At 69.8% G+C, this 18,637-nt stretch carries 18 protein-coding genes and 3 pseudogenes; 6 read left to right on the top strand and 15 right to left on the bottom strand.

The window, feature by feature from the left end; genetic code table 11:
• Positions 1 to 39: 39 nt before the first annotated feature.
• The gene (locus tag ACZ7DE_RS38820) at positions 40 to 2,508 is read left to right on the top strand and encodes a SpoIIE family protein phosphatase (RefSeq protein ID WP_470769097.1); all 2,469 of its coding nucleotides are present in this window, start codon (positions 40 to 42) and stop codon (positions 2,506 to 2,508) included.
• Positions 2,509 to 2,532: 24 nt separating this feature from the next.
• Here the strand turns inward: ACZ7DE_RS38820 and ACZ7DE_RS38825 are convergent, their stop codons facing one another.
• On the bottom strand, positions 2,533 to 3,024 hold the full coding sequence (locus ACZ7DE_RS38825; RefSeq protein WP_470769098.1) for a hypothetical protein: 492 nt from the start codon (positions 3,022 to 3,024) through the stop codon (positions 2,533 to 2,535).
• A gap of 204 nt (positions 3,025 to 3,228) precedes the next feature.
• Here ACZ7DE_RS38825 and ACZ7DE_RS38830 point away from each other — a divergent pair, with 204 nt between their 5' ends.
• The 4 genes from ACZ7DE_RS38830 to ACZ7DE_RS38845 all read left to right on the top strand — a co-directional run bounded on the left by ACZ7DE_RS38830 (position 3,229) and on the right by ACZ7DE_RS38845 (position 5,515).
• The gene (locus ACZ7DE_RS38830; RefSeq protein ID WP_470769099.1) at positions 3,229 to 3,501 is read left to right on the top strand and encodes a hypothetical protein; all 273 of its coding nucleotides are present in this window, start codon (positions 3,229 to 3,231) and stop codon (positions 3,499 to 3,501) included.
• Positions 3,474 to 3,869: a hypothetical protein gene (locus tag ACZ7DE_RS38835; protein ID WP_470769100.1), complete on the top strand. Its 396-nt coding sequence runs from the start codon at positions 3,474 to 3,476 to the stop codon at positions 3,867 to 3,869. The genes ACZ7DE_RS38830 and ACZ7DE_RS38835 overlap by 28 nt, the downstream gene beginning before the upstream one ends.
• Positions 3,870 to 3,905: 36 nt before the next feature.
• On the top strand, positions 3,906 to 4,967 hold the full coding sequence (locus ACZ7DE_RS38840) for a hypothetical protein (RefSeq protein ID WP_470769101.1): 1,062 nt from the start codon (positions 3,906 to 3,908) through the stop codon (positions 4,965 to 4,967).
• Positions 4,968 to 5,278: 311 nt separating this feature from the next.
• On the top strand, positions 5,279 to 5,515 hold the full coding sequence (locus ACZ7DE_RS38845; protein ID WP_470769102.1) for a hypothetical protein: 237 nt from the start codon (positions 5,279 to 5,281) through the stop codon (positions 5,513 to 5,515).
• 276 nt (positions 5,516 to 5,791) lie between these two features.
• Here ACZ7DE_RS38845 and ACZ7DE_RS38850 read toward each other — a convergent pair whose 3' ends face one another.
• The 4 genes from ACZ7DE_RS38850 to ACZ7DE_RS38865 all read right to left on the bottom strand — a co-directional run bounded on the left by ACZ7DE_RS38850 (position 5,792) and on the right by ACZ7DE_RS38865 (position 10,134).
• Positions 5,792 to 7,720, bottom strand: a complete 1,929-nt coding sequence (locus ACZ7DE_RS38850; RefSeq protein WP_470769103.1) for an FAD/NAD(P)-binding protein — start codon at positions 7,718 to 7,720, stop codon at positions 5,792 to 5,794.
• A 333-nt stretch (positions 7,721 to 8,053) separates the two neighbouring features.
• Positions 8,054 to 8,809: a transposase family protein gene (locus ACZ7DE_RS38855; RefSeq protein WP_470769104.1), complete on the bottom strand. Its 756-nt coding sequence runs from the start codon at positions 8,807 to 8,809 to the stop codon at positions 8,054 to 8,056.
• 196 nt (positions 8,810 to 9,005) lie between these two features.
• Positions 9,006 to 9,452 (bottom strand): hypothetical protein, encoded by a 447-nt coding sequence (locus ACZ7DE_RS38860; protein ID WP_470769105.1) that lies wholly within the window; start codon positions 9,450 to 9,452, stop codon positions 9,006 to 9,008.
• 313 nt (positions 9,453 to 9,765) lie between these two features.
• Entirely contained in the window at positions 9,766 to 10,134 is a 369-nt protein-coding gene (locus ACZ7DE_RS38865; RefSeq protein WP_470769106.1) for a hypothetical protein, read from the bottom strand.
• Positions 10,135 to 10,234: 100 nt separating this feature from the next.
• On the opposite strand from ACZ7DE_RS38865, the gene ACZ7DE_RS38870 reads away from it, so the two are divergent.
• The gene (locus tag ACZ7DE_RS38870) at positions 10,235 to 10,705 is read left to right on the top strand and encodes a hypothetical protein (protein WP_470769107.1); all 471 of its coding nucleotides are present in this window, start codon (positions 10,235 to 10,237) and stop codon (positions 10,703 to 10,705) included.
• Positions 10,706 to 11,034: 329 nt separating this feature from the next.
• Here ACZ7DE_RS38870 and ACZ7DE_RS38875 read toward each other — a convergent pair whose 3' ends face one another.
• The 10 genes and pseudogenes from ACZ7DE_RS38875 to ACZ7DE_RS38920 all read right to left on the bottom strand — a co-directional run bounded on the left by ACZ7DE_RS38875 (position 11,035) and on the right by ACZ7DE_RS38920 (position 18,514).
• A complete protein-coding gene (locus tag ACZ7DE_RS38875; protein ID WP_470769122.1) occupies positions 11,035 to 11,775 on the bottom strand; it encodes an FIST C-terminal domain-containing protein in 741 nt (246 codons plus the stop codon).
• Positions 11,776 to 12,309: pseudogene (locus ACZ7DE_RS38880) on the bottom strand (FIST N-terminal domain-containing protein); the annotation flags it as partial.
• Positions 12,310 to 12,384: 75 nt separating this feature from the next.
• Positions 12,385 to 13,182 carry a hypothetical protein gene (locus ACZ7DE_RS38885; RefSeq protein WP_470769108.1) on the bottom strand — a complete coding sequence of 266 codons (798 nt, stop codon included), beginning with the start codon at positions 13,180 to 13,182 and terminating at the stop codon, positions 12,385 to 12,387.
• 613 nt (positions 13,183 to 13,795) lie between these two features.
• Positions 13,796 to 14,371 (bottom strand): adenylate kinase, encoded by a 576-nt coding sequence (locus ACZ7DE_RS38890; protein ID WP_470769123.1) that lies wholly within the window; start codon positions 14,369 to 14,371, stop codon positions 13,796 to 13,798.
• Between the two features lie 548 nt (positions 14,372 to 14,919).
• Positions 14,920 to 16,863 (bottom strand): acetate--CoA ligase, encoded by a 1,944-nt coding sequence (gene acs, locus ACZ7DE_RS38895; RefSeq protein WP_470769109.1) that lies wholly within the window; start codon positions 16,861 to 16,863, stop codon positions 14,920 to 14,922.
• A 159-nt stretch (positions 16,864 to 17,022) separates the two neighbouring features.
• Positions 17,023 to 17,211 carry a hypothetical protein gene (locus tag ACZ7DE_RS38900; protein WP_470769124.1) on the bottom strand — a complete coding sequence of 63 codons (189 nt, stop codon included), beginning with the start codon at positions 17,209 to 17,211 and terminating at the stop codon, positions 17,023 to 17,025.
• A 252-nt stretch (positions 17,212 to 17,463) separates the two neighbouring features.
• Positions 17,464 to 17,625: pseudogene (locus ACZ7DE_RS38905) on the bottom strand (iron-containing alcohol dehydrogenase); the annotation flags it as partial.
• 70 nt (positions 17,626 to 17,695) lie between these two features.
• A pseudogene (locus ACZ7DE_RS38910) lies at positions 17,696 to 18,016 on the bottom strand (iron-containing alcohol dehydrogenase); the annotation flags it as partial.
• The gene (locus tag ACZ7DE_RS38915; RefSeq protein ID WP_470769110.1) at positions 18,016 to 18,147 is read right to left on the bottom strand and encodes an iron-containing alcohol dehydrogenase; all 132 of its coding nucleotides are present in this window, start codon (positions 18,145 to 18,147) and stop codon (positions 18,016 to 18,018) included. The pseudogene ACZ7DE_RS38910 and the gene ACZ7DE_RS38915, both read right to left, overlap by 1 nt.
• A gap of 43 nt (positions 18,148 to 18,190) precedes the next feature.
• On the bottom strand, positions 18,191 to 18,514 hold the full coding sequence (locus ACZ7DE_RS38920; protein ID WP_470769111.1) for an iron-containing alcohol dehydrogenase: 324 nt from the start codon (positions 18,512 to 18,514) through the stop codon (positions 18,191 to 18,193).
• Between the last annotated feature and the right edge of the window lie 123 nt (positions 18,515 to 18,637).

The raw sequence follows: 18,637 nt of genomic DNA on the forward strand, positions 1-18,637 counted from the left end.
CCGTGCCGGGGCGCGGCAGGAACGAGGTCGGGATATCCCATGGACGAAGAGCCCGACACGACCATAGGAGCAAGGGGAGTAGCCGCACCCGAAGATTTCGCGGTCGTCACGGACGCCCGCGGAACCGTCGTGATGTGGAGCGCCGGAGCCAGGCGACTGCTCGGCTACGAGCGCGAGGAAGTGGTGGGTCGGCGGGCCGCCAGCCTGCTCGCTGCGAGGCTGTCCGTCTCAATGCGGCGCCACCTGGCCACTTGGGAACCGTGGACGAGCGATGTGGTGCTGCGGGACCGGCACGGGGACCGTGTCACCGTGCAGCTCTGGGGCACGCCGCTGGTGGACGCGTACGGAAACCCCCACTGGATCGTCACCCGGGCTGCGGCGACGTACGCCTCCGCACTGCCCGATGCGGAGACGGCGGAGCTGTGGGACCTGACACTCGCGCAGCTCCCGTTGCCGGTGGCCGTCTATGACAGTGAGGCACGGTTCGTCACATGCAACCAGGTGATGACCCAGGCCATGGGACTGACGCCGGAGGAGATGAGGGGCCTGACGTTGTGGGAGATCTATCCCACCCCGCCTATGGACGAGATCGATCGCCTTCAGCACCACGTCGTGCGCACCGGTGAGATGATCTTCCGCGAGAATCAGCCGTTCCGGGCCTCGGGCGAGGTGCGCGATCACGCCTGGTCCCTCTTCCTCTCCCCGCTCAAGGACAGGGCGGGCACGGTGGTGGGGATGTCGGCACTGGTGATCGACATCACCGAGCAGTACTGGGCCCGGCGCCGCCTCGCCGTGCTGAACGACGCCAGCCTGCGCATCGGCAGCACGCTCGATGTGACCCGGACCGCCGAGGAACTGGCCGAGGTGGCGGTGACCGGGTTCGCCGACTTCGCCTCCGTCGACCTGCTGGAGTCGGTCGTCCAAGGACACGAGCCGCAACCGGTACCTCACGGAACGCCCGTCGTCTGCCGCCGTACCGCGAAACGGTCGGTGCTCCAAGGATGTCCGGAATCCGTCGTCCCGACAGGTGACACCGACGTCTACCCCTCCGGCTCTCCACCAGCGCAGGCCTTGATCACCGGTAGGGGCAGCCACTACAGCGTGGGGGATCCGCTGCTGCGCGCATGGACGACGGCTTCCCCAGCCCGTGCAGAGAGCATGAGGCGATTCAAGATCCACTCGGTGATGATGGTGCCACTGAGCGCGCGCGGAGTCACCCTCGGCGTGATGCAGCTTCTGAGGCACCGCACTGCGGATCCCTTCGTCCAGGACGATCTGACGCTTGCCGAGGAGATCGCCGCCAGGGCGGCCCTGAGCATCGATAACGCCCGTCGCTACACCCGCGAGCACCGCACCGCGCTCACGCTCCAGCGCAGCCTCCTGCCCGAGCGGCTGCCGGGAACGGAGGCAGTGGACCTCGCCTACCGGTACCTCCCCGCCGGTTCGGGCGACGAGATCGGTGGAGACTGGTTCGACGTGATCGCCCTGTCGGGCGGACGGGTCGCGCTGGTGGTTGGCGACGTGGTGGGCCACGGCGTGCACGCCTCGGCCGCCATGGGCCGCCTGCGCACCGCGGTACGCACCCTCGCCGACGCCGAATTCGCCCCCGACGAGCTACTCACCCGCTTGGACGACCTGGTCATCCGCCTCGACCGGGAGGAAGGCCCGGAAACGCGAGGGCAGGCGGAGGAGGCCTCGGGAGAGGTCGGGGCCACCTGCCTCTACGCCGTCTACGATCCTGTCACCGGTCGCTGCGACCTGGCACGGGCGGGGCACCCGCCGCCCGTCCTGGTGGCTTCCGACGGTGCCGTCCGCGTGCTGGACCTACCCGCCGGGCCACCGCTCGGTCTGGGTGGACTACCCTTCGAGACCGCCCGGATCGACGTGGGCGAGGGCGGCCTGCTTGCCCTCTACACCGACGGCCTGATCGAGGCCCGCGGCCGCGATATCGACGTCGGACTGGAAATGCTGAGTCGAGCGCTCCGCCGCCCGGCCGCCGATCTGGAGGACACCTGCGACGAAGTGCTGCGCAAGCTACTGCCCGACCCCCCTGCCGACGACATCGTCCTGCTCCTGGCCCGCGCCTCCACGCTCGGCGCCGACCAGGTCCGCACCTGGCAGCTGCCCATGGATCCCGCGGCCGTCGCCGGGGCCCGCAAAGTGGCGGCCGAGCAACTGGACACCTGGGGGCTGGCCGAGCTCGAGTTCGCCACCGAGTTGATCGTCAGCGAGTTGGTCACCAACGCCATCCGGTACGGCAACGGTCCCGTCGAGCTGCGACTCATCCGTGCCGACGCTCTTGTCTGCGAAGTCTCCGACGGCAGCAGCACCGCCCCGCACCTGCGGCGGGCCCGCGTCTTCGACGAGGGTGGACGGGGACTGCTGCTCGTGGCCCAGGTCGCCGAGCGCTGGGGCAGTCGTCAGACCTCCGTCGGAAAGACGATCTGGGCAGAACAGCCCCTACCGGATGAGCCCGGGCGGGACAGCCGCCCGAGTGCGAGCGGCTGACCAGGGCCGGGTCGACGGGAGTGATCACGCCGCTGACGGTGGTCGGGGACGTCGGCGCCGATCCGGCTGCCCGCAGTGGGGCCGGCTCCCGCTGGAGCAGCAGCGGACCATTGCGCCACGGTGGCGCCCAGGGTGACGGATGTGGTGATCAGAAACTTCCTGCGGTCCCACCAGACCTCCTGTGATCTCCAGTGCCTGCACCGCCCCCGTGGTCGTCCACGGAAGGGTGAAGAGGGTGTGATCCAGCAGGGCTAACAGCAGCCAGCCCGGCCAGCCGTGGGCGTGGATCGCCTCGGGCGGGATGCCTTCGAGGGCGGCCATGGCGAGCTGAGGGTGGTAGCTGGGCGCGTAGACGCCCGCGATCCACCGCGACGCCTTCTCCTTGTGGTACGCCATCTGCCCGTACCCCATGCGCTGGTGCTGCTCGGCAACACGGAGCAGGTACGCCTCCGCGTTCTGGCCGCGCAAGGCCAGGAGGTAGGCCAGCGGGTGGCGTCCGGCAGTGTCAGTGGTCACGGACCCATCCCTTTCGCGGGCGCGGGCGCTACCGTCTCCCGGCTACCAGCGGGCGGGGGAAGGCCGCCTGGGGTGAACGGCAACGGGCGGCAACGACCCGCAACGGGCGGCAACGCCACTGCTCTGTGAGGCAGTTCGCGTCTGCGGTGTCCTGGCACGGCTGCCCGGCAAGGGCCGCGTTCGACGACGTGTCAGGAGGACCCGATGGCAACCACGCTCCCCGCAACCGTCACAGCGGCACGGACCGGCCCCAGGCCGGCGGAGCTGCTCAGCCAGGTCGCCCGGCTGGCCGACCTGGAGGACTCCACGGTCGAGCAGATGGGGGCGCCGACGCGCGGCGTCGCCGCGTACGGCGAGTACCAGTCCGGCGGCTGGTGGACCACGTCGCTGCTGAACCACTCCGGTGACCCGCCTCGGCCGTCCTGGTCACCGCGGGGGCCCGGGTGCACATGGCGGCCGGGGCGCTGTGGCGGCTGACGCCCTCGCAGGCCCACAGGGTGTGCAACACCACCGGCCCGGACCGGCTCCACCTGATCGCCGACGTCTACGCGGACGACGCCTATGAGGCGCTCGCGGCCCGCCCGCACCTGCGCGACGGGGACGCGACGGACCTACCGGAGATGACGGCGGCGAAGCGGGCCGGGCTGCTGGAGAAGGCCGAACAGCTCGCGGAGCTCGGCTTCACCGGCGCGGCGGAACAGACGCTGCTGCGCGCCTTCTACACCTACGCCCTGCCGGAGGGCGGCGCGTACGACCTGATCGCCGAACTCCACGTGGGCCGCCGCGCGGACGCCGACGTGAGCCGGTGGCGGGCGGCGAAAGCGCACCTGCTCGCTCGCCCCTGACCCCGGCCCCGATCCCTTCACCCGAGAGGACTCCGCATGCCCACCGCCGTTCTTCCGCCCAACGGGCTGACACCGCTGGAGGAGCTGGCCCACGCTCACCGGCCTGCGCAGCTCGCCGTCCTGGGCGACCTGGTCCAGGCCCTGTCGGCCACCACGGCCGTGACGCACCTGCTGGTGCGCGGCTCGCTCGCCACCGGCACCGGGGACCGGTTATCCGACGTTGACCTGGTCGTCGCCGTCCGCGACGAGACGCTGGCCGCCCTGATGGACAGCCTCGACGCGCTGATGTCCACCACCTTCGGCACCTTGTTGCCTGGCTGGCGGGACACCATCGTCGGCAATCTGGGCGGCGCCGGGTTCGTCTACCTGCTGCCGCACGACGGCCACCTGCTGCAACTGGATCTGTACCTGTGCCCGACCAACGCCGTGGGGGCGCTGCGCCGCAGGATCGGCCCCCGCCTGCTGTGGCAGGGCCCCGGCGCCGACGACACCGGCGACGCCGACACCCAGCAGCGCACGGCGCAGGAACTCGCCCGGTCCGCACAGGCGTCGGCGGACTGCGGCCAGCTGCTGGTCCAGGCGATGGTGCTGCACGCAATGCTCCGCAAGCGCCTGGCCAGGGGCCAGCAGTACACGGCCAGCGTGATCGCGGTGACCGGCATCCGGTGGGGTGCGGCGCCGCGTGCGGCGGCCTCCATCGTCGCGGCAAGAACAAACGGCTGCAGGACACTGCACGCAGGTGGCGGCACTGTTCGACCTGGACCGGGTGCTGCTGGGGCGGAGGCTGGGGAGAAGTCGGGGTGGGGGCCGTCCAGGTGGGCGATGACGACGGTCGGCCACCAGCTCGCCGCCGCGCTCACCCTGGCCGACGGCACACGGGGTGGCACCTGCGCCCACCACAGCACCCGCCCAGTCGGCCGTCGGCAGGTACGACGGCCAAGGCCGCTCCTCCGCGAACGGGGCGGCGGGCAGGGTCATGGCTCGCACCGCCCGGCGGTGAGGGCCTTGAGGTGGCCACGGTCAGGTCCGGGGCGTGGTCGGACCGCGGACGAGATCCTCCAACGCGGTCGTCTGTCTTCTGGGCAAGACGAGAGATGAAGCGTGTGAAGCTCCCTGATCCGCCGCCGCTGACGGGGGTCCTGTTGTCAGTGGTGCCAAGGACACTGGTCGCAACCGGCCCGACTGGGGAGCGCTCAAGTGTCTCCGCGCGCCGCAACGCTGTGCGGGGCCCATCCCTCCAGCGCAGCCCGTTCCGCATCCGACAGATCAACCCGGCCTTCGGCCGCCCAGTACGTGCCACCAGGCGCATCCCACTTGCCCCATGCGGCCGCCCCACCCCCGCGGCGGGCGGTTCGGGTACCCGGTGGCGTGCCACCGTTTCTGCCGAACACCGCTTCCACATAACGCAGTTGCTCGAGGAGGCCCGCGAGGAGCCGGCGCAGCTGCGCGGCGTGCAGAGCGGTACCACCGCCGAGGTGGCCCGCACGCTGCTGGAGCACCTCAGCCAGAGTGCCGAGCTGATCGACCGGGCCGTGCTGCATACCGCCGCCGCGGCTGGGCTGGCGCTTGAGGAGGTGGCCCAGTGGTCCCGCCTGCCCGCCGGGGAACTGTCGCAGATACTCGCCGCAGGCCGTAGCGAAGAGTGACGCCGATGGCTGCCGAGCCAACGGCCCTGGCATCGCGGGCCGACTCTGCGTCCGAAGAGCATGCCGAAAGCAGGCGCCCCGGCATCCAGAAAGTGCAGGGGTTCGCACTGACGCTGGCACGCCCCGGGGGCATCCTGACCCTCGGCGCGCGACCCAACGGGGTTGTCGGGCACTGCAGTTGAGGTTACCGACCGGTTGGCCTGCGTGACAGGACAGGTATGGCGTTATGTGGAGTTTGTGATCATCGACAGCAGCCAGGACAGCGCGCAGGCCGGCTTATCCGCCGCCGCGGACAGCGCCTGCCGGGTGCCGGAGCCGGGTGTCGGCTGCTGCCGCACACAGGGTGGCTCTGGCCACCGCATCGGCGTCCGAAAGCGTGACCGAATCCACGCCGGGCCGGGCGCCAGCGGCGGTCACCCAGTGCACACCCTCTGTGGGCACCCCAAATGCGAACCGTCGCGGGTGCGCGCTATTCTGACGGTTAATCAGGCGGTATGGGCGCGGCGTTACGTCCAAGCCACCGGTTTCGTAACCGTCCACGACGTGCGGGCGGCATGCGCCTGCCTGGAACAGGCCGGCGAGGAGTTCGTCGGCGGTGCGCCTCAGATCCGGGTCCGGCAGCCGCGCCTCGACGAGTGTGCGCACGCATACGGTGGAGCCCGGCACGTCGGGGGAGTGCGCGATCCAGCCCCGCGCCTCGGCCCGCACCTCCAGCCGGGGGCCCAGCACGTCCAGGACGCCCGCCTCGATCAGCGCGTTCATCTCCTCGATGCGCCGCCTGGGCGGACCGATGGACAAGAAGGCGTTCAGCGGGGTATACCAGCGGTCCAAGTGGCCCTGGCGAGAGACGCCGGACAGGCCGCCGTGGTCGACGATCAGCCGCAGTTCGTTGCGCAGGTCACGCAGCACGTCCAGGGCGGCTTTGAGGGGGCCCTCGACATTGCCGAGCGCGGCCTGGGCGGCGTCTTCCCGAAGGTGCTCGAGAAGCCAGCTACGCCAATCTGCAGGCGAGCTGAAGGTGATCCCGCTGTGCGGGCGGGAGATGCGGTCCCAGCACCAGCGGTCGGCAGGAGATATGCCGAACTCCTCAAGGAGTGTGCTCTCGTCAAGCCTATGGTGGGCGATGGCGAGGAAACGGTCCCGGAACTCACGCCGGTCCGTCGCCTTCCGGGCGGCCAGCAGTGCTTCGTAGTAGACCGTCTCGACCTCCTTCGCCACCAACGGCCATACCTCGGCCAGGAAGTCCGGGGCCTCGCCGGAGTCTGCGCGCTTGCGGAAGCGGGCTATCACCTCGTCCGTCAGCAGCAGCGGCGTATGGCGGCCGTAGGGACCCTTCGCGTTGTCGCCGCGCGCCTGGTAGGGGACGCCACGACGCGAGCCCGCGTACAGGCGGGGTTCGCGGCCCGAGGGCCGGTAGTGAAGTCCCCCACCGGCGGTGCGGACGAAGCGGCCGCCACGGCCGGTCGTCAGCAAGGCCATATGGTCAAAGAAGTTGAGACCCAGGCCGCGCAGCAGGACCGGCTCGCCCGGCGCGAGCAGGCAGAGGTCGACGTCCGCGGGGTTGGCGGGCGGGATGTGGCGCAGACCGTGGCGGGCGGCGTGCGCCGCGAGCTCCTGCTGTGCCGGGTCCGCGACCGAGGGGAGGTGGCCCTGGGCGAGGAGCACCGCAGACAGTCCGGTCAGGGTGCGGCCGGTGGAGAGGGTGAGCGTCTGACGACCGTCCGGGGCATCCTCCAGGCGCATCGCGCGGGCGGTGTGCACCTCGACATGTACAGCCTCCGGGGCACAGCTGACCACCTGCGCGAACACCCATTCCAGGTAACGCCCGTACTGGGCACGGGTGGGATAGTCGTCGGGGCCCACCGCGCCCCGTCCCTGTTTACCACCTTGCGGCCCCGACTCCCCATATCCGCCCGAGCTGCTGCCAAGAACCCACTCGTACAAACTCGGCCCCGGCCGGAGCGGCCCGGCGCACTCCACGCTCTCGTCGGTGAACAGCGTTACCTGAGAGGCCACCGTATTCATCAGGAGCTCCGGGGACTGGGTGGTGCGCCAGACCTGGCCCGGACCCGGCGGTGCCGGATCGACGACATGCACGGTCAACCGAGTTTCGCGCGGGAGGAGTTCCGGAGCGGAGGCACAGAGGCGTTCCAGGACGCTCGTGCCCCGCGGACCCGCGCCGACGAGAGCAACGGAGATGGACACGGATTGCAGATTCTCGACGGACAAAACAGGTGACTCCCGGGCGTGTGGAAGCAAGAGTGCTTCTTTCCTGGGCGGGCAATGACGGGTAGCCCCAGCGCGCGCTGCGGCTGTGGCGTTGGTGCGGCTACATCACGAGCTGGGCCATGCGCGTCGCGGTCTCCCTCGCGCTGCGCCATCTCCCGGAATGTCACTGATGCGCCGCCAGGTTCGCAGAACCCGGGTCAGAACCCGGGTCCGGCGAAGACCTGGGAGACCGGTGTCACGCAAACCCGCCGTCAAGTTAGGACGGCTGCTCACGTGTCTACATGAGTAGCCAGTGAGCCCTTTCCAACCTCATGCTGGTGCGTGGTGAAGGACGAGGACTGCCTTCACGATGTCGGTGATGCGGTTGGTGCTGCAGCGGAGCTTTCGTAGGAGGCGCCAGCCCTTGAGGGTGGCCATGGCCTGCTTGCCGAGGCAGCGGATCTTGGCGTGGGTGGTGTTGTGGCGGCGCTTCGATCTCTTGAGGCGGCGGCCCCGGAACGGAACCCGAACGGGTCCGCCGGCGCCTTGGTATGCCTTGTCCGCCCAGCATTTGAGGTTCGCGTCGGCGAGGGCTTCAATGATGCCGTGGTGTCGTGCGGCGGTCAGGTCGTGGGTCGAGCCGGGCAGCGCGGGCGAGGCCCAGAGCAGCCGTCCGAACGGGTCGGTGAGGACCTGGACGTTCATGCCGTGGCGTTTATGTTTCCCTGAGTAGTACGGGGTGTCGGCGGCGATGCGGTCGATGGGTAGCAGGGTGCCGTCGAGGATGACGAATGCCTTCTCCTGGATCGTCTTCATCGCTTCGGCCAGAGACGGTGCGAGGGCGGCCAGGACGTCGACGACCTCGCGTATATAGCGGAAGACGGTCGCGATCCCGATGCCGAACCCGGCTGCCAGCTGGGCGTAGGTGTCACCGCACCGCAGGTGGGCCAGGGCGAGGAGAGCCTGTCGTGCGGCGGAAAGGCGCCGCCACCGGGTTCCGATCTCCTGTCGTCTGGCAGTGAGTTGTCTGGTCAGGAACCGCAGGGTGCAGGTGGAAAGATCGATCGAGGACGGGTAGACAAGCACGCGAAGCTCCTGGCGGACACGGGTGATCTTGGTCGAGAACCCGTCTACCAGGAGCTTCGCCGTTGCGCAGGACTGTCCAACTCGCGGTCAGAATCGCCAGCCTGGAAATCACTCAGTGAGAGGCTATCCAACCCGGTCGTCACGATTCGAGGCCGAACACCCCGTCACTTCGTCGGGGCCTTTCGGTTGCTGTTTATCACCCAGCTGGAGAGGTGACCAGATCGGCTACCCAACTACCGCCGCCCCAGTACGTGGCAGAACCTTGAGCCGCGTCCGGAAGGGAAGGCTCAGCGTCGAAGACCCATGTGCTCACGCAAGACAGCCGAGCACCCGCAGCGATGTCGACCGCTGTCGGGAACGATACGCAGGTGTGCCGACCACCTAGTGAAGTGTCGGAGGCGAAGTCTCCCACCTTCATCGGCCCGATGGTGTTGTTGAGCAACACGCTCTGGCTGCGAACCCACGAACCATTGCGTTCCAGGCAAGTGTATGCCCACAACCCGCCGCTCGACCGCATCTGCTTCCATGCCGAGCAGGTGTAGGTACTTTCTGCCGCTTGAGCCGGCGCCGCCGACGTCATGGTGAGCACTGCCAGGCCGGCTCCCGCGATCAGCGACGAGACGACTTTTTTTCGACGTTTCATGAAGACTCCATTTCGACGTCTGTGACACTAAAAGGACTGATGGTTGCAGCCCGGCCGCAACCGGTGCTGTAAATTCCGGGTACTCGTTCCGGGCCTATAGCCAGTTGATCGACGAACCGCCACGACCGTGCTCACGACGTCGGTCCAACCGCTGGGCGAACGTCTCCGCCGCAGGCCGACCTACCTCCAATTAAGCGGGCAGGTCACACTCGATTCGCCGCTCGGGGCTGCCCTCGCATACCTGAGGGTCCCCAACAGTCGTCACATGGGTGTCCTTTGCGTCCTATCGGGTGACGACCTGCAGTACTCGCCCTCAGCTCTCGCAGATGGCCAGGACGCGGAGCTTCCACTGCTGGTTCGCCGCCCCATTGTCGACCTTGACAGTCCATCCACTTCCTGTGGACGTGGGTGCGGAGTAGTGCACGTGGGTGGCCGAATCGTTGAACCAGGTGTCGTCGGCCTCGTTGAGTGAGAGGACCCTGAAACCCCCGCCTGTGACGCGGCGCCCCGTAGGACAGTTCGCAGTGGCGGAGACCTCACCGGAATGGAGAACGGTCGAACTGTCCACGATTATCGGTGTGGTTACCGTCCCTGCCGCAGCCTGACTGCCAGTTGCGCCCAGGGAAACGAACGCCAATCCGCCCGTAACCGCGGCGGCGACGATCAGAACCTTTGTTTTCATGGCTCCAGGCTAGAAGTACTCCGGTGAGGTGGATTGAGTACCAACTGCTCACGTTCAGCCCTTTCTCTCCCCAGCATGCTGTCAGACGGTGCGCCTTCAGATGTCGGCGGTCAGCCACCTGCACCTGATCGAGGCGTGTGGCTGGATCGCCAGCTTGAGTTTCGAGGTTGTCGGCGTGACCGAGCCGGGACCGGTACACGGAGAAGAACGCCGGCTCGTCGGGGAGCGGACAGGAGAGGGCGCACATTCTCCGATCCGGTTCTTGGAGGCGTTTTCCGTGGGACCACTGCCGCTGGCAGCCAAGGGCGGTGCCTCGCGGTTCTTCCAGTGCCCGGCGTCGGGGACCCGGCCCGGCGTGGAGTTCGGTGATGCCAGTGAACGTCTGGGTATCTACAGCGAGAAGGGGCGGTGCATCCGCGTGCTCGCGGGGCGCAGCCACCGGTTGGACGAAGTGGTCGGCGTACCCGACGTGAGCGGCGTGCTCGCGCCACTCAGTTGTACAAGGTGCCGGGATAGCGTGGCCCTGCCCTCCCCGCTTTGCGAGCGTGCCGCAGCAAGGTGCTGTGGCTGACCCGGATCCCGAGCAGCTCCGCCAGCCGCCCACCCGCTCCCCCCACGAGGGCCAGCCAGTAAACTGTGAAGCGAGCGCAGCCGTTCGCTCCAGCGGCCGTGCCGACGCGTCAGCCCGCGAGCTATTCCACGAACGTCCGCCGCGGACACTCTGTAGTCATGCAGGCGAACCTCCGCACCCGCAGGGCCAGCACCCAGAGGTCTGCCGACTACCTGCACATCGCCGGGAAACCGCAGGCAGGAGCCGTGCACGCGTTGAGACGCACCCAGCTTCACCTGCCTGCCGCTCGCAGCGGCTGCGGGGCGGCAGGCAGGTGAAGCTGGGTGTGCTCACCACTGCCCGGCCTCCGCCTCGGCGTCGTACACCCCGAACCTGCCGGGTCCGGGAGCTATGTCACGGGCGCCGGCGGTGCCGGGCACCGTGCCGTTGTCGGTCCCGTCTGTCACTGCCGCCTCCTGGGTCTGCACCGCCCCGGGGCCGGGGGCGGTCCTGTCGCTGCCCGGCTGTGCACCGGCGCCGCGGTGTACGAGGACGTCACCGGTGCGGCGCCGCAGCAGCTCGTCGAAAGGCCGCAAGCCATGCCCACCCTGCACCCACGGCACCGTGTGGAGCTGGCCGTCGGGCAGCCGGACGAAGACCTGCCGCGGTTCATGGGTGGTGGTGGACCTCGAACCGGTCCCCGCGGCCGCGGTGTTCGTCCAGGCACGCATCGTCGTAGCGGCGCCCGCGCAGCCGGATACAGGACTCGGTGAGCGCGCACCGGCGTGCCGACAGCAGTTGAAGAGAACCGCGCCGCCGGCCGGGCCCTCCGAGTTCGGCACGGGTTCGGCGCAGGCGGCAGTGGTCTCCGTGATGAGGTCACCCGCCTGCATGACCTCGACCTCCATCCCCGGCATGATCTCGGCGTAGAACCGGAGGCCACCGTCCGGCGTAATCGCCTGAGGGCTGCGGACCCACGGCTGGCCGTCGATCATCAGGCCCACCGGGTACTCCGTCCAGGCGGCGTCGAGCGCGTCGACGCTCACTCCCAGGGCATCCGCGTACGCTTCCGCGGCCGGCCGCCCGTCGATCTCGAGGACGGTCCGGGAGGCAGCGTCCGCACGGGTGTTCCGCAGGAACCTGCCGGTCGGGGTGAAGGAGCATGACGTGACCACCCGGAACGGGACGCCGGTCCGGCACACCATGAGCGCCGCCCCGTGGTAGCTCACCTCGTGGCCCACGGCGGTCCAGGTGCCCTGGAAGGCGAAGTCGTCTCCGGCGGAACCGCCGACGAAGTCCAGCAGTGGTGCCGCGTTCCCCAGCATCTCGTTGACCTGCTCCTCGGATCCGTGCAGGCCGTCGATCAGCACGACACCCACGTGGTGAGCCGGGTCGAGGTGGCGGAGCTGAATCTGGAGGGCTTCCTCGAGCGACCGGACGGCGGCCACGGTGCCGTCGCCCGTGTCGCCGTCCAACTCGCCGAGTACCGCCACCGCTTGGGTGATCAGACCGTCCAGAAGCACCACGGCCGAGATGCCGCCGGTCCCATTGTGCAGGTCGGTGAACTCCCCGGCGGTGGAACAGCCGATGACCACCGCCTCGGGAAAGTGCGAGCTGATGACGGGTGCGACATCGGCGGGTCGTACACACTGGAGGCGAAGTACATCACCGCCACCGCCCGGCGTCCCGTCAGATCACGGTCAAGCTGTGCCAGCAGCCGGTCGACCGCCTGCGGAGCCGGTCCGGCGACGTGGGCGCGTACGACGCCCGCGCCGGGTACGAGGGGAGGGAAGAACGTCATCTGTCTGCCTTGTCCAGAAGTCGCCGAAAGCGATGCCGAAGGCCCGCCCCGTGGCGACGGGCTCGCCGCCGGCCTGCCACGAGCCGCTGTCCTTCCGGTCCGGGGGGTGGAAGAGCAGGTCATGCGGCGAGGGCGACAACGAGAAGCCCAGCACCGGCAGGACGCTCAGGACTCTGGAGACCACCGCCGCGTCGGTCTGCTGGTCCGGGCGGGGAGAGCGCAGGTCGACGCCGGTGCGCAGGGCGACTCGGGTGCAGATCGCCGCGAGACCGCGGTCGTCGTTGGGGAAGTGGCGGGAGCGCAGCACGGCGAGGATCCCATTGAGTGTCTGCTCCCGCGGCCGGTCGTTCGCGGGGCCGACGTGGGCCGGAGTGGAGCCGTCGTCCCGCGGTGTACCGCGACGCGGCTGCCACTGACCGGGATCCGGCCGCGGCTGGGCGCGATCCGTTCTCGGCGGGGCGGCATCCGCGCCCAGCCGGAGGTTCCCGCTGAGCCATGTGTAGAACGCTATCCAGTCGGAACTGAGCCGGGAGCCCCACTCGCTCTTGTGTATCTGGCGCACCGTGTCGAGCAGGGCCGCACCGAACGACCAGTACCAGCCGTCGAAGAATCCCTGCTGCTGGATTCCCCCGCCGACCTGGCGCAGGGTCGCCTCGACCGACTCAGGTGCGTCCTGGGCCAGTGCGGCCCACAGCACCGACAGCCAGCCTGTTGCACAGCGGCCGTCCTGCCCGTGGCGGCAACTCCCGCACCTGGGGCACGAGAACGACCATGCTCTTGTAGAAGCTGTCCACAAACCGCGCCTGGTTGCGGGAGAGCAACTGACAGGAGAACTGGACGCTTCGCAGGCTCTCGGCCGGAGGCCTGGCGCCCGCGTACGCCAGACGCTCCGTGCCGGTACCTGCTTGACCGAACACCATGGCGACTCTCCTCGGAGCATGGTGAGCACACGTCGTTCGGGCCGAGCAGACGCAGCGCGTGCTCGTGCACCCTCCACGCCCGACGGCGTGGCGACGCGCTTCACTTCAATGGCCTGTCCGGGTCTCGGCCGAGCGGAGACCGCGGGCCGGCACCCTCACGGATTTCCTCGGCGGAGGCCTGGACCGCTTCGAACGGAGCATGTGGCCGCGAGAAACCCGCCGGAGACGATGAGGACGGTGACCACGCCCCGGCGGCGTGCCCTCCCGCGTGTCGTCGCGACACGATGGACGTCCGATGCCGGCGCTCCCGAGCGCCCGCACCGTGAACGTCCCCCACTGTCCGGCCCCGCGTCCCGCGAGGCCGGTTGCCTCCCGTGAAGGACGAGGTGATCACGGTGCGCGGCGAGGGCGCTGGGCCGGCTCTCCCGACAGTCCGCTGAGTGCCCGCCCGGCGATCTCGTCGATAGGTCCGACGGCCTGAACGGTCAGCAGGATGTCCGCGTAGTGGTCGAGCAGAGGGGCGGTCTGGCGTTCGTAGACCCGCTGCCGATGGCGGATGACATCCTCGGTGTCATCCGGCCGGCCGCGGTTCAGCAGCCGCTTCACCACGATGTCCTCGGGAGCGGTGAACTCCACCACGGCGTCCAGTCGGGCTCCGGTGGAATCCAGTGTCGCGGCGAGTTCCCGCGCCTGTGCCAGGGTGCGCGGGAAGCCATCGAGAAGGAAGCCGCGCCGGGTGTCGGACTGTTCCAGCCGCTGGCGGACCATGCCGCCGGTGACGTGATCGGGTACGAGTTCGCCGGTGTCGAGATACCGCTTGGCATCCTGCCCGAGTGGCGTCCGGCGGGTGACGTGCTCGCGGAACAGGTCCCCGGTGGAGATATGCGGGATGCCGAGTCTCTCGCTGAGTACTGCTGCTTGGGTGCCCTTGCCCGCTCCGGGAGGGCCGATGAGGACGATTCGCATCAGCGCGCGCGCCTTCCAGTGGTCGTGCCTGGTCTTCGTTCCTGGTCTTCGCCGTTGTCGGCGTGATCCGGTCAGGCGGCCCGTGACGGGCGGAGAGGCCCCTCGGCCGGGACCGGTACCGGCTCGGGTGCCCGTTGCGCGCGGCGGCCCGGGGAGGCCGCACAGCGCGTCGGCGTTCGCCCTGCGGTACGCGTCCGCGCTGACCGGCGGACCGGTCATGACGGTGTGGACGCCGGTGTGGGGCGTCGGTTCGGCCGCCGGCCACCCGGAGAGCGCGGGCAGTCCTGCCAGGGTGGTGTCCTGCGACCGCTCCCGGACCGCATCCGTGATCACGTCGCCTACCAGTCCGCCGTGCGCGGCCGTCGGGCGTCGGCCGGCTCGCCGCACGCAGCCGGCGGGATCCCCGGGTCCCTGGGCCGAACCTCGCACAGGGCGAGGTGATCGAGGCGCCCGAAACGGTCGGCGACCGTGTCGACGACCCGGTCGTCGGTGTCGGGGGCGCTCTCCGGTGAGGCGCACGACCCGGCCGGGCGACAGGCCGCCACCGCTTATGCCGGGCCCGCCTTGTCCTGCTGCCCGCCGCTGAGACTGGCGTTGATCAGGTCCATCACGGAGGCGTCGGCGAGCGTCGTGACGTCTCCGACCTCCCGGTGCTCGGTGATGTCACGAAGCAGCCTGCGCATGATCTTCCCGGACCGGGTCTTGGGCAGTTCGGGGACCACCATGATCTGGCGGGGCTTGGCGATAGGACCGATCTCGTGCGCGACATGCTCGCGCAGCGTCGCCGTGAGGTCCGGGTCGGCGCCGGCACGCAGGATGACGAATGCGACGATGGCCTGCCCGGTCGTCGCGTCCGACGCGCCCACCACGGCGGCCTCGGCCACCGCGGGGTGCGAGACGAGCGCCGACTCGACTTCCTCTGTGGAGATCCGGTGCCCGGAGACGTTCATGACGTCGTCCACACGGCCCAGCAGCCAGATGTCACCGTCCTCGTCATAGCGCGCGCCGTCGCCGGCGAAGTAGTAGCCCTGGTCGGCGAAACGGGACCAGTACGTCTCGCGGTACCGCTCGGCGTCGCCCCAGATCCCGCGCAGCATGGATGGCCAGGGCTGGTCGAGGACCAGGTAGCCGCTCTCACCCTTGCCGACCTGACGGCCCTGGTCGTCGACCACTTTGGCGGACAGACCCGGCAGTGGGGCCTGGGCCGAGCCGGGCTTCGCGCCGGACTCGTCAGGCAGCGGCGAGATCATGACGGCGCCGGTCTCGGTCTGCCACCAGGTGTCCACGACCGGTGCCTTGCCGGCCCCGATGTGCGTGCGAAACCAGCGCCACGCCTCGGGGTTGATCGGTTCGCCGACGCTGCCGAGCACGCGGATCGAGGAGAGGTCGTAACGGGCGGGGATCTGCTCGCCCCACTTCATGAAGGTGCGGATGAGGGTGGGCGCAGTGTAGTAGACCGTGACGCCGTACTTCTCGATGATCTCGAAGTGCCGCCCTTCGTGCGGGGTGTTGGGTGTGCCCTCGTACATGACCGATGTCGCCCGGTTGGCGAGCGGCCCGTACACGATGTAGGAGTGCCCGGTGATCCAACCGATGTCGGCGGTGCACCAGTAGACGTCGGTCTCGGTGTCGAGGTCGAAGACGGTGCGGTGGGTGTAGGCGGCCTGGGTCAGGTAGCCGCCGGAGGTGTGCAGGATGCCTTTCGGCCTGCCCGTCGTCCCGGAGGTGTAGAGGATGAACAGCGGGTGCTCGGCGTCGAAGGACTGGGGTGCGTGCTCGTCGGGCTGGGCGTCGACCAGGTCGTGCCACCACAGGTCTCGGCCCTCGGTCCATGGCACGTCGGTGCCGGTGCGTCGGACCACCAGGACGTGCTCGATGTTCGCGCTGTCCTTGATCGCCTCGTCGGTGTTCGCCTTCATGGGCTCGGCTTTGCCCCGCCGGTACTGTCCGTCCGCGGTGATCAGCAGCCTGGCCTCGGCGTCCTCGATGCGCGACTGCAGGGCGGCCGGGGAGAAGCCGCCGAAGACGACGCTGTGCGGCAGGCCGAGGCGGGCGCAGGCCAGCATGGCGAACACCGCCTCGGGGATCATCGGCAGCTGGATGGCGACCCGGTCGCCCGGCCTCAGGCCGAGGCAGAGCAGGGCGTTCGCCGTCCGGCAGACCTCGCGCCTCAGCTCCGCGTAGGTGATGGTGCGGGTGTCGCCCGGCTCGCCCTCCCAGTGGACGGCGACCTGGTCACCATGGCCGGCTTCGACGTGCCGGTCGACGCAGTTGTACGCCACGTTCAGCTTTCCGCCGGTGAACCAGCGGGCGAAGGGCGCGTCCGTCCAGTCCAGCACCTGCTCCCATCCGGTGTCCCAAAGGAGCTGTCCGGCCTGCCGTCCCCAGAAGGCCAGGTGGTCGGCGGTGGCTTGCTCCAGCAGTCCGGACACGTCGGCGCCCCGGGTGGTGCGCGGGTTCTCGGGAACGTCGGGGTGGATGGAGCGCGACATTCAAGATCCTCCAGTGGGGTGCGGGTGCTGACGGCACAGGTGCCGGTCCGAAGGCGCGGCCGGCCGTCGCCAGGTGGACACGGTGGCGGGTGAGGGTTGGCGGGAGGTTGGCGGCGGGTCGGGGCCGCGGCTATGGCCGCCCTCCGGCGGTCCAACGGCTCACCAGGTGCAGGGCGAAGCGCGGCCGCAGGGGTGCGGTGGTCCCGCGCCGTAGGGCTCCCTGCCAGACCCCCAGCCGTAGGCGGGGTCGTCCAGGCGACGGATCGCCAGGTGCGGGAGGTGGCCGAGCGAGGTGCCGGAGCGGCGGTGGCCCACCAGCCCCTCGGCGACGGCCGCGGCGATCAGCATGTACCGCGCGCCGGCTCGCCACGGCGGCGGCCGTCGCGAGGGGCCAGTGGTGCCGGGTGGCGCAGCGCAGCAAGTGCCTCGACGTCCCGCACATCGACATCCCTGGGGTTGGTCGCCATACAGGCGTCCTTCAGCGTGGTGCGGGCCAGCACGGGCACGTCGGACTCCGCGACCCCGAGGCCAGCCGGCCCCCTTGGGGACCCCGACGTCGTCCGCCAGCGCACGCACGAGGTCCGCGAGCCGCGCGGCCACCTCGCGGGGCGGTACGCCCTCGGTCGCGATGCCCGCCGCCGCCCCGAGCGCGACGAACCGCTGCCGCCGCGCCTCGGCGTCGAACCGGATGACGTGCGGCAGCAGCACGCCGTTGACCACGCCGTGCGGGGCGTCCAGCAGGCCGCCGACCTGGTGGCTCATCGCGTGGCGTCGCCCCGAGGATCGCGTTCGTGAAGGCCATTCCCGCCTCCAGCGCGGCCTGCGCCATGGCCAGCCGGGCCGCGAAATCCTTCGGCCGCACCTGGGTGCGCACCAGATTCCGGGTGATCAGTTCCACCGCGTGGAGTGCGCGGATGTCCGTCAGCGGGTTGTGCGCCCGGGACACGAACGCCTCGATGGCGTGGGTGAGGGCGTCCAGGCCGGTCGCCGCGTTGAGCCAGCCCGGCATGGTGGTCAGCAGACGCGGGTCGATGACCGAGATCTCCGGCACCAGAGTGCGGCTCACGATGGTGATCTTGATGTGTTCGGCGGTGTCCGTGATGACGGCGAACTGCGACACGTCCGCCCCGGTACCCGAGGTGGAGGGCACCATCACGGTGGGCGGAATCGGCCGGCCGACCCGTCCACGCCCTCATAGTCGAGGACGCGCCCGCCGTTGCTGGACAGGATCGCCACGCCCTTGGCCGCGTCGATGACGGAACCCCCACCGACCCCCACGATCACGTCGCATCCGCTCGCCGCGTACCGCTGGAAGCCGGCCTCGACCTCATGGTCCTCGGACGGGCCGCAGGCCGACCCGACGCAGATGGCCCACCGCCTCGTCCACCCAGCCCGCCTCGATCAGCCCCGGGTCGGTGACGAGGAACGGCCGACGGCCGCCGAGCCTGAGCGCGCAGTGACCGAGCTCGGTCAGCGAGCCGGGCCCGAAGAGGACCCCGGGCACATGGAACCTGGCCATCCTGGAGGACTGCCGGAGAGCCTCGGTGCCCGTCCCCTGCGGCCCCCGGAGTTCGCCGTGGTGCTCGTCACGGCTCCAGTCGGCACTCGGGTCAATACCGCTGGTCACCATGGCGCCGGAGGGGAGCGACATGCGACCGCTCCAAGGGCGTGCAGTCCGCAACCTGTGCGAAACCTTGATTTCACGGCTTCATTCGCCGATAACACTGTCGTCAGACGCAGACCAAGCTAGGGGCGTGCAACCGGACGCGGCACT

The organism is Streptomyces sp. NPDC037083 (assembly GCF_055606485.1).

Coding starts and splice junctions, on each gene's coding strand:
- ACZ7DE_RS38820 (WP_470769097.1), top strand. CDS start 40: ATGGACGAAGAGCCCGACACGACCATAGGAGCAAGGGGAGTAGCCGCA.
- ACZ7DE_RS38830 (WP_470769099.1), top strand. CDS start 3,229: ATGGCAACCACGCTCCCCGCAACCGTCACAGCGGCACGGACCGGCCCC.
- ACZ7DE_RS38835 (WP_470769100.1), top strand. CDS start 3,474: ATGGCGGCCGGGGCGCTGTGGCGGCTGACGCCCTCGCAGGCCCACAGG.
- ACZ7DE_RS38840 (WP_470769101.1), top strand. CDS start 3,906: ATGCCCACCGCCGTTCTTCCGCCCAACGGGCTGACACCGCTGGAGGAG.
- ACZ7DE_RS38860 (WP_470769105.1), bottom strand. CDS start 9,452: ATGAAACGTCGAAAAAAAGTCGTCTCGTCGCTGATCGCGGGAGCCGGC.
- ACZ7DE_RS38865 (WP_470769106.1), bottom strand. CDS start 10,134: ATGAAAACAAAGGTTCTGATCGTCGCCGCCGCGGTTACGGGCGGATTG.
- ACZ7DE_RS38870 (WP_470769107.1), top strand. CDS start 10,235: ATGTCGGCGGTCAGCCACCTGCACCTGATCGAGGCGTGTGGCTGGATC.
- ACZ7DE_RS38890 (WP_470769123.1), bottom strand. CDS start 14,371: ATGCGAATCGTCCTCATCGGCCCTCCCGGAGCGGGCAAGGGCACCCAA.
- acs (WP_470769109.1), bottom strand. CDS start 16,863: ATGTCGCGCTCCATCCACCCCGACGTTCCCGAGAACCCGCGCACCACC.
- ACZ7DE_RS38900 (WP_470769124.1), bottom strand. CDS start 17,211: ATGCTGATCGCCGCGGCCGTCGCCGAGGGGCTGGTGGGCCACCGCCGC.
- ACZ7DE_RS38920 (WP_470769111.1), bottom strand. CDS start 18,514: ATGTCGCTCCCCTCCGGCGCCATGGTGACCAGCGGTATTGACCCGAGT.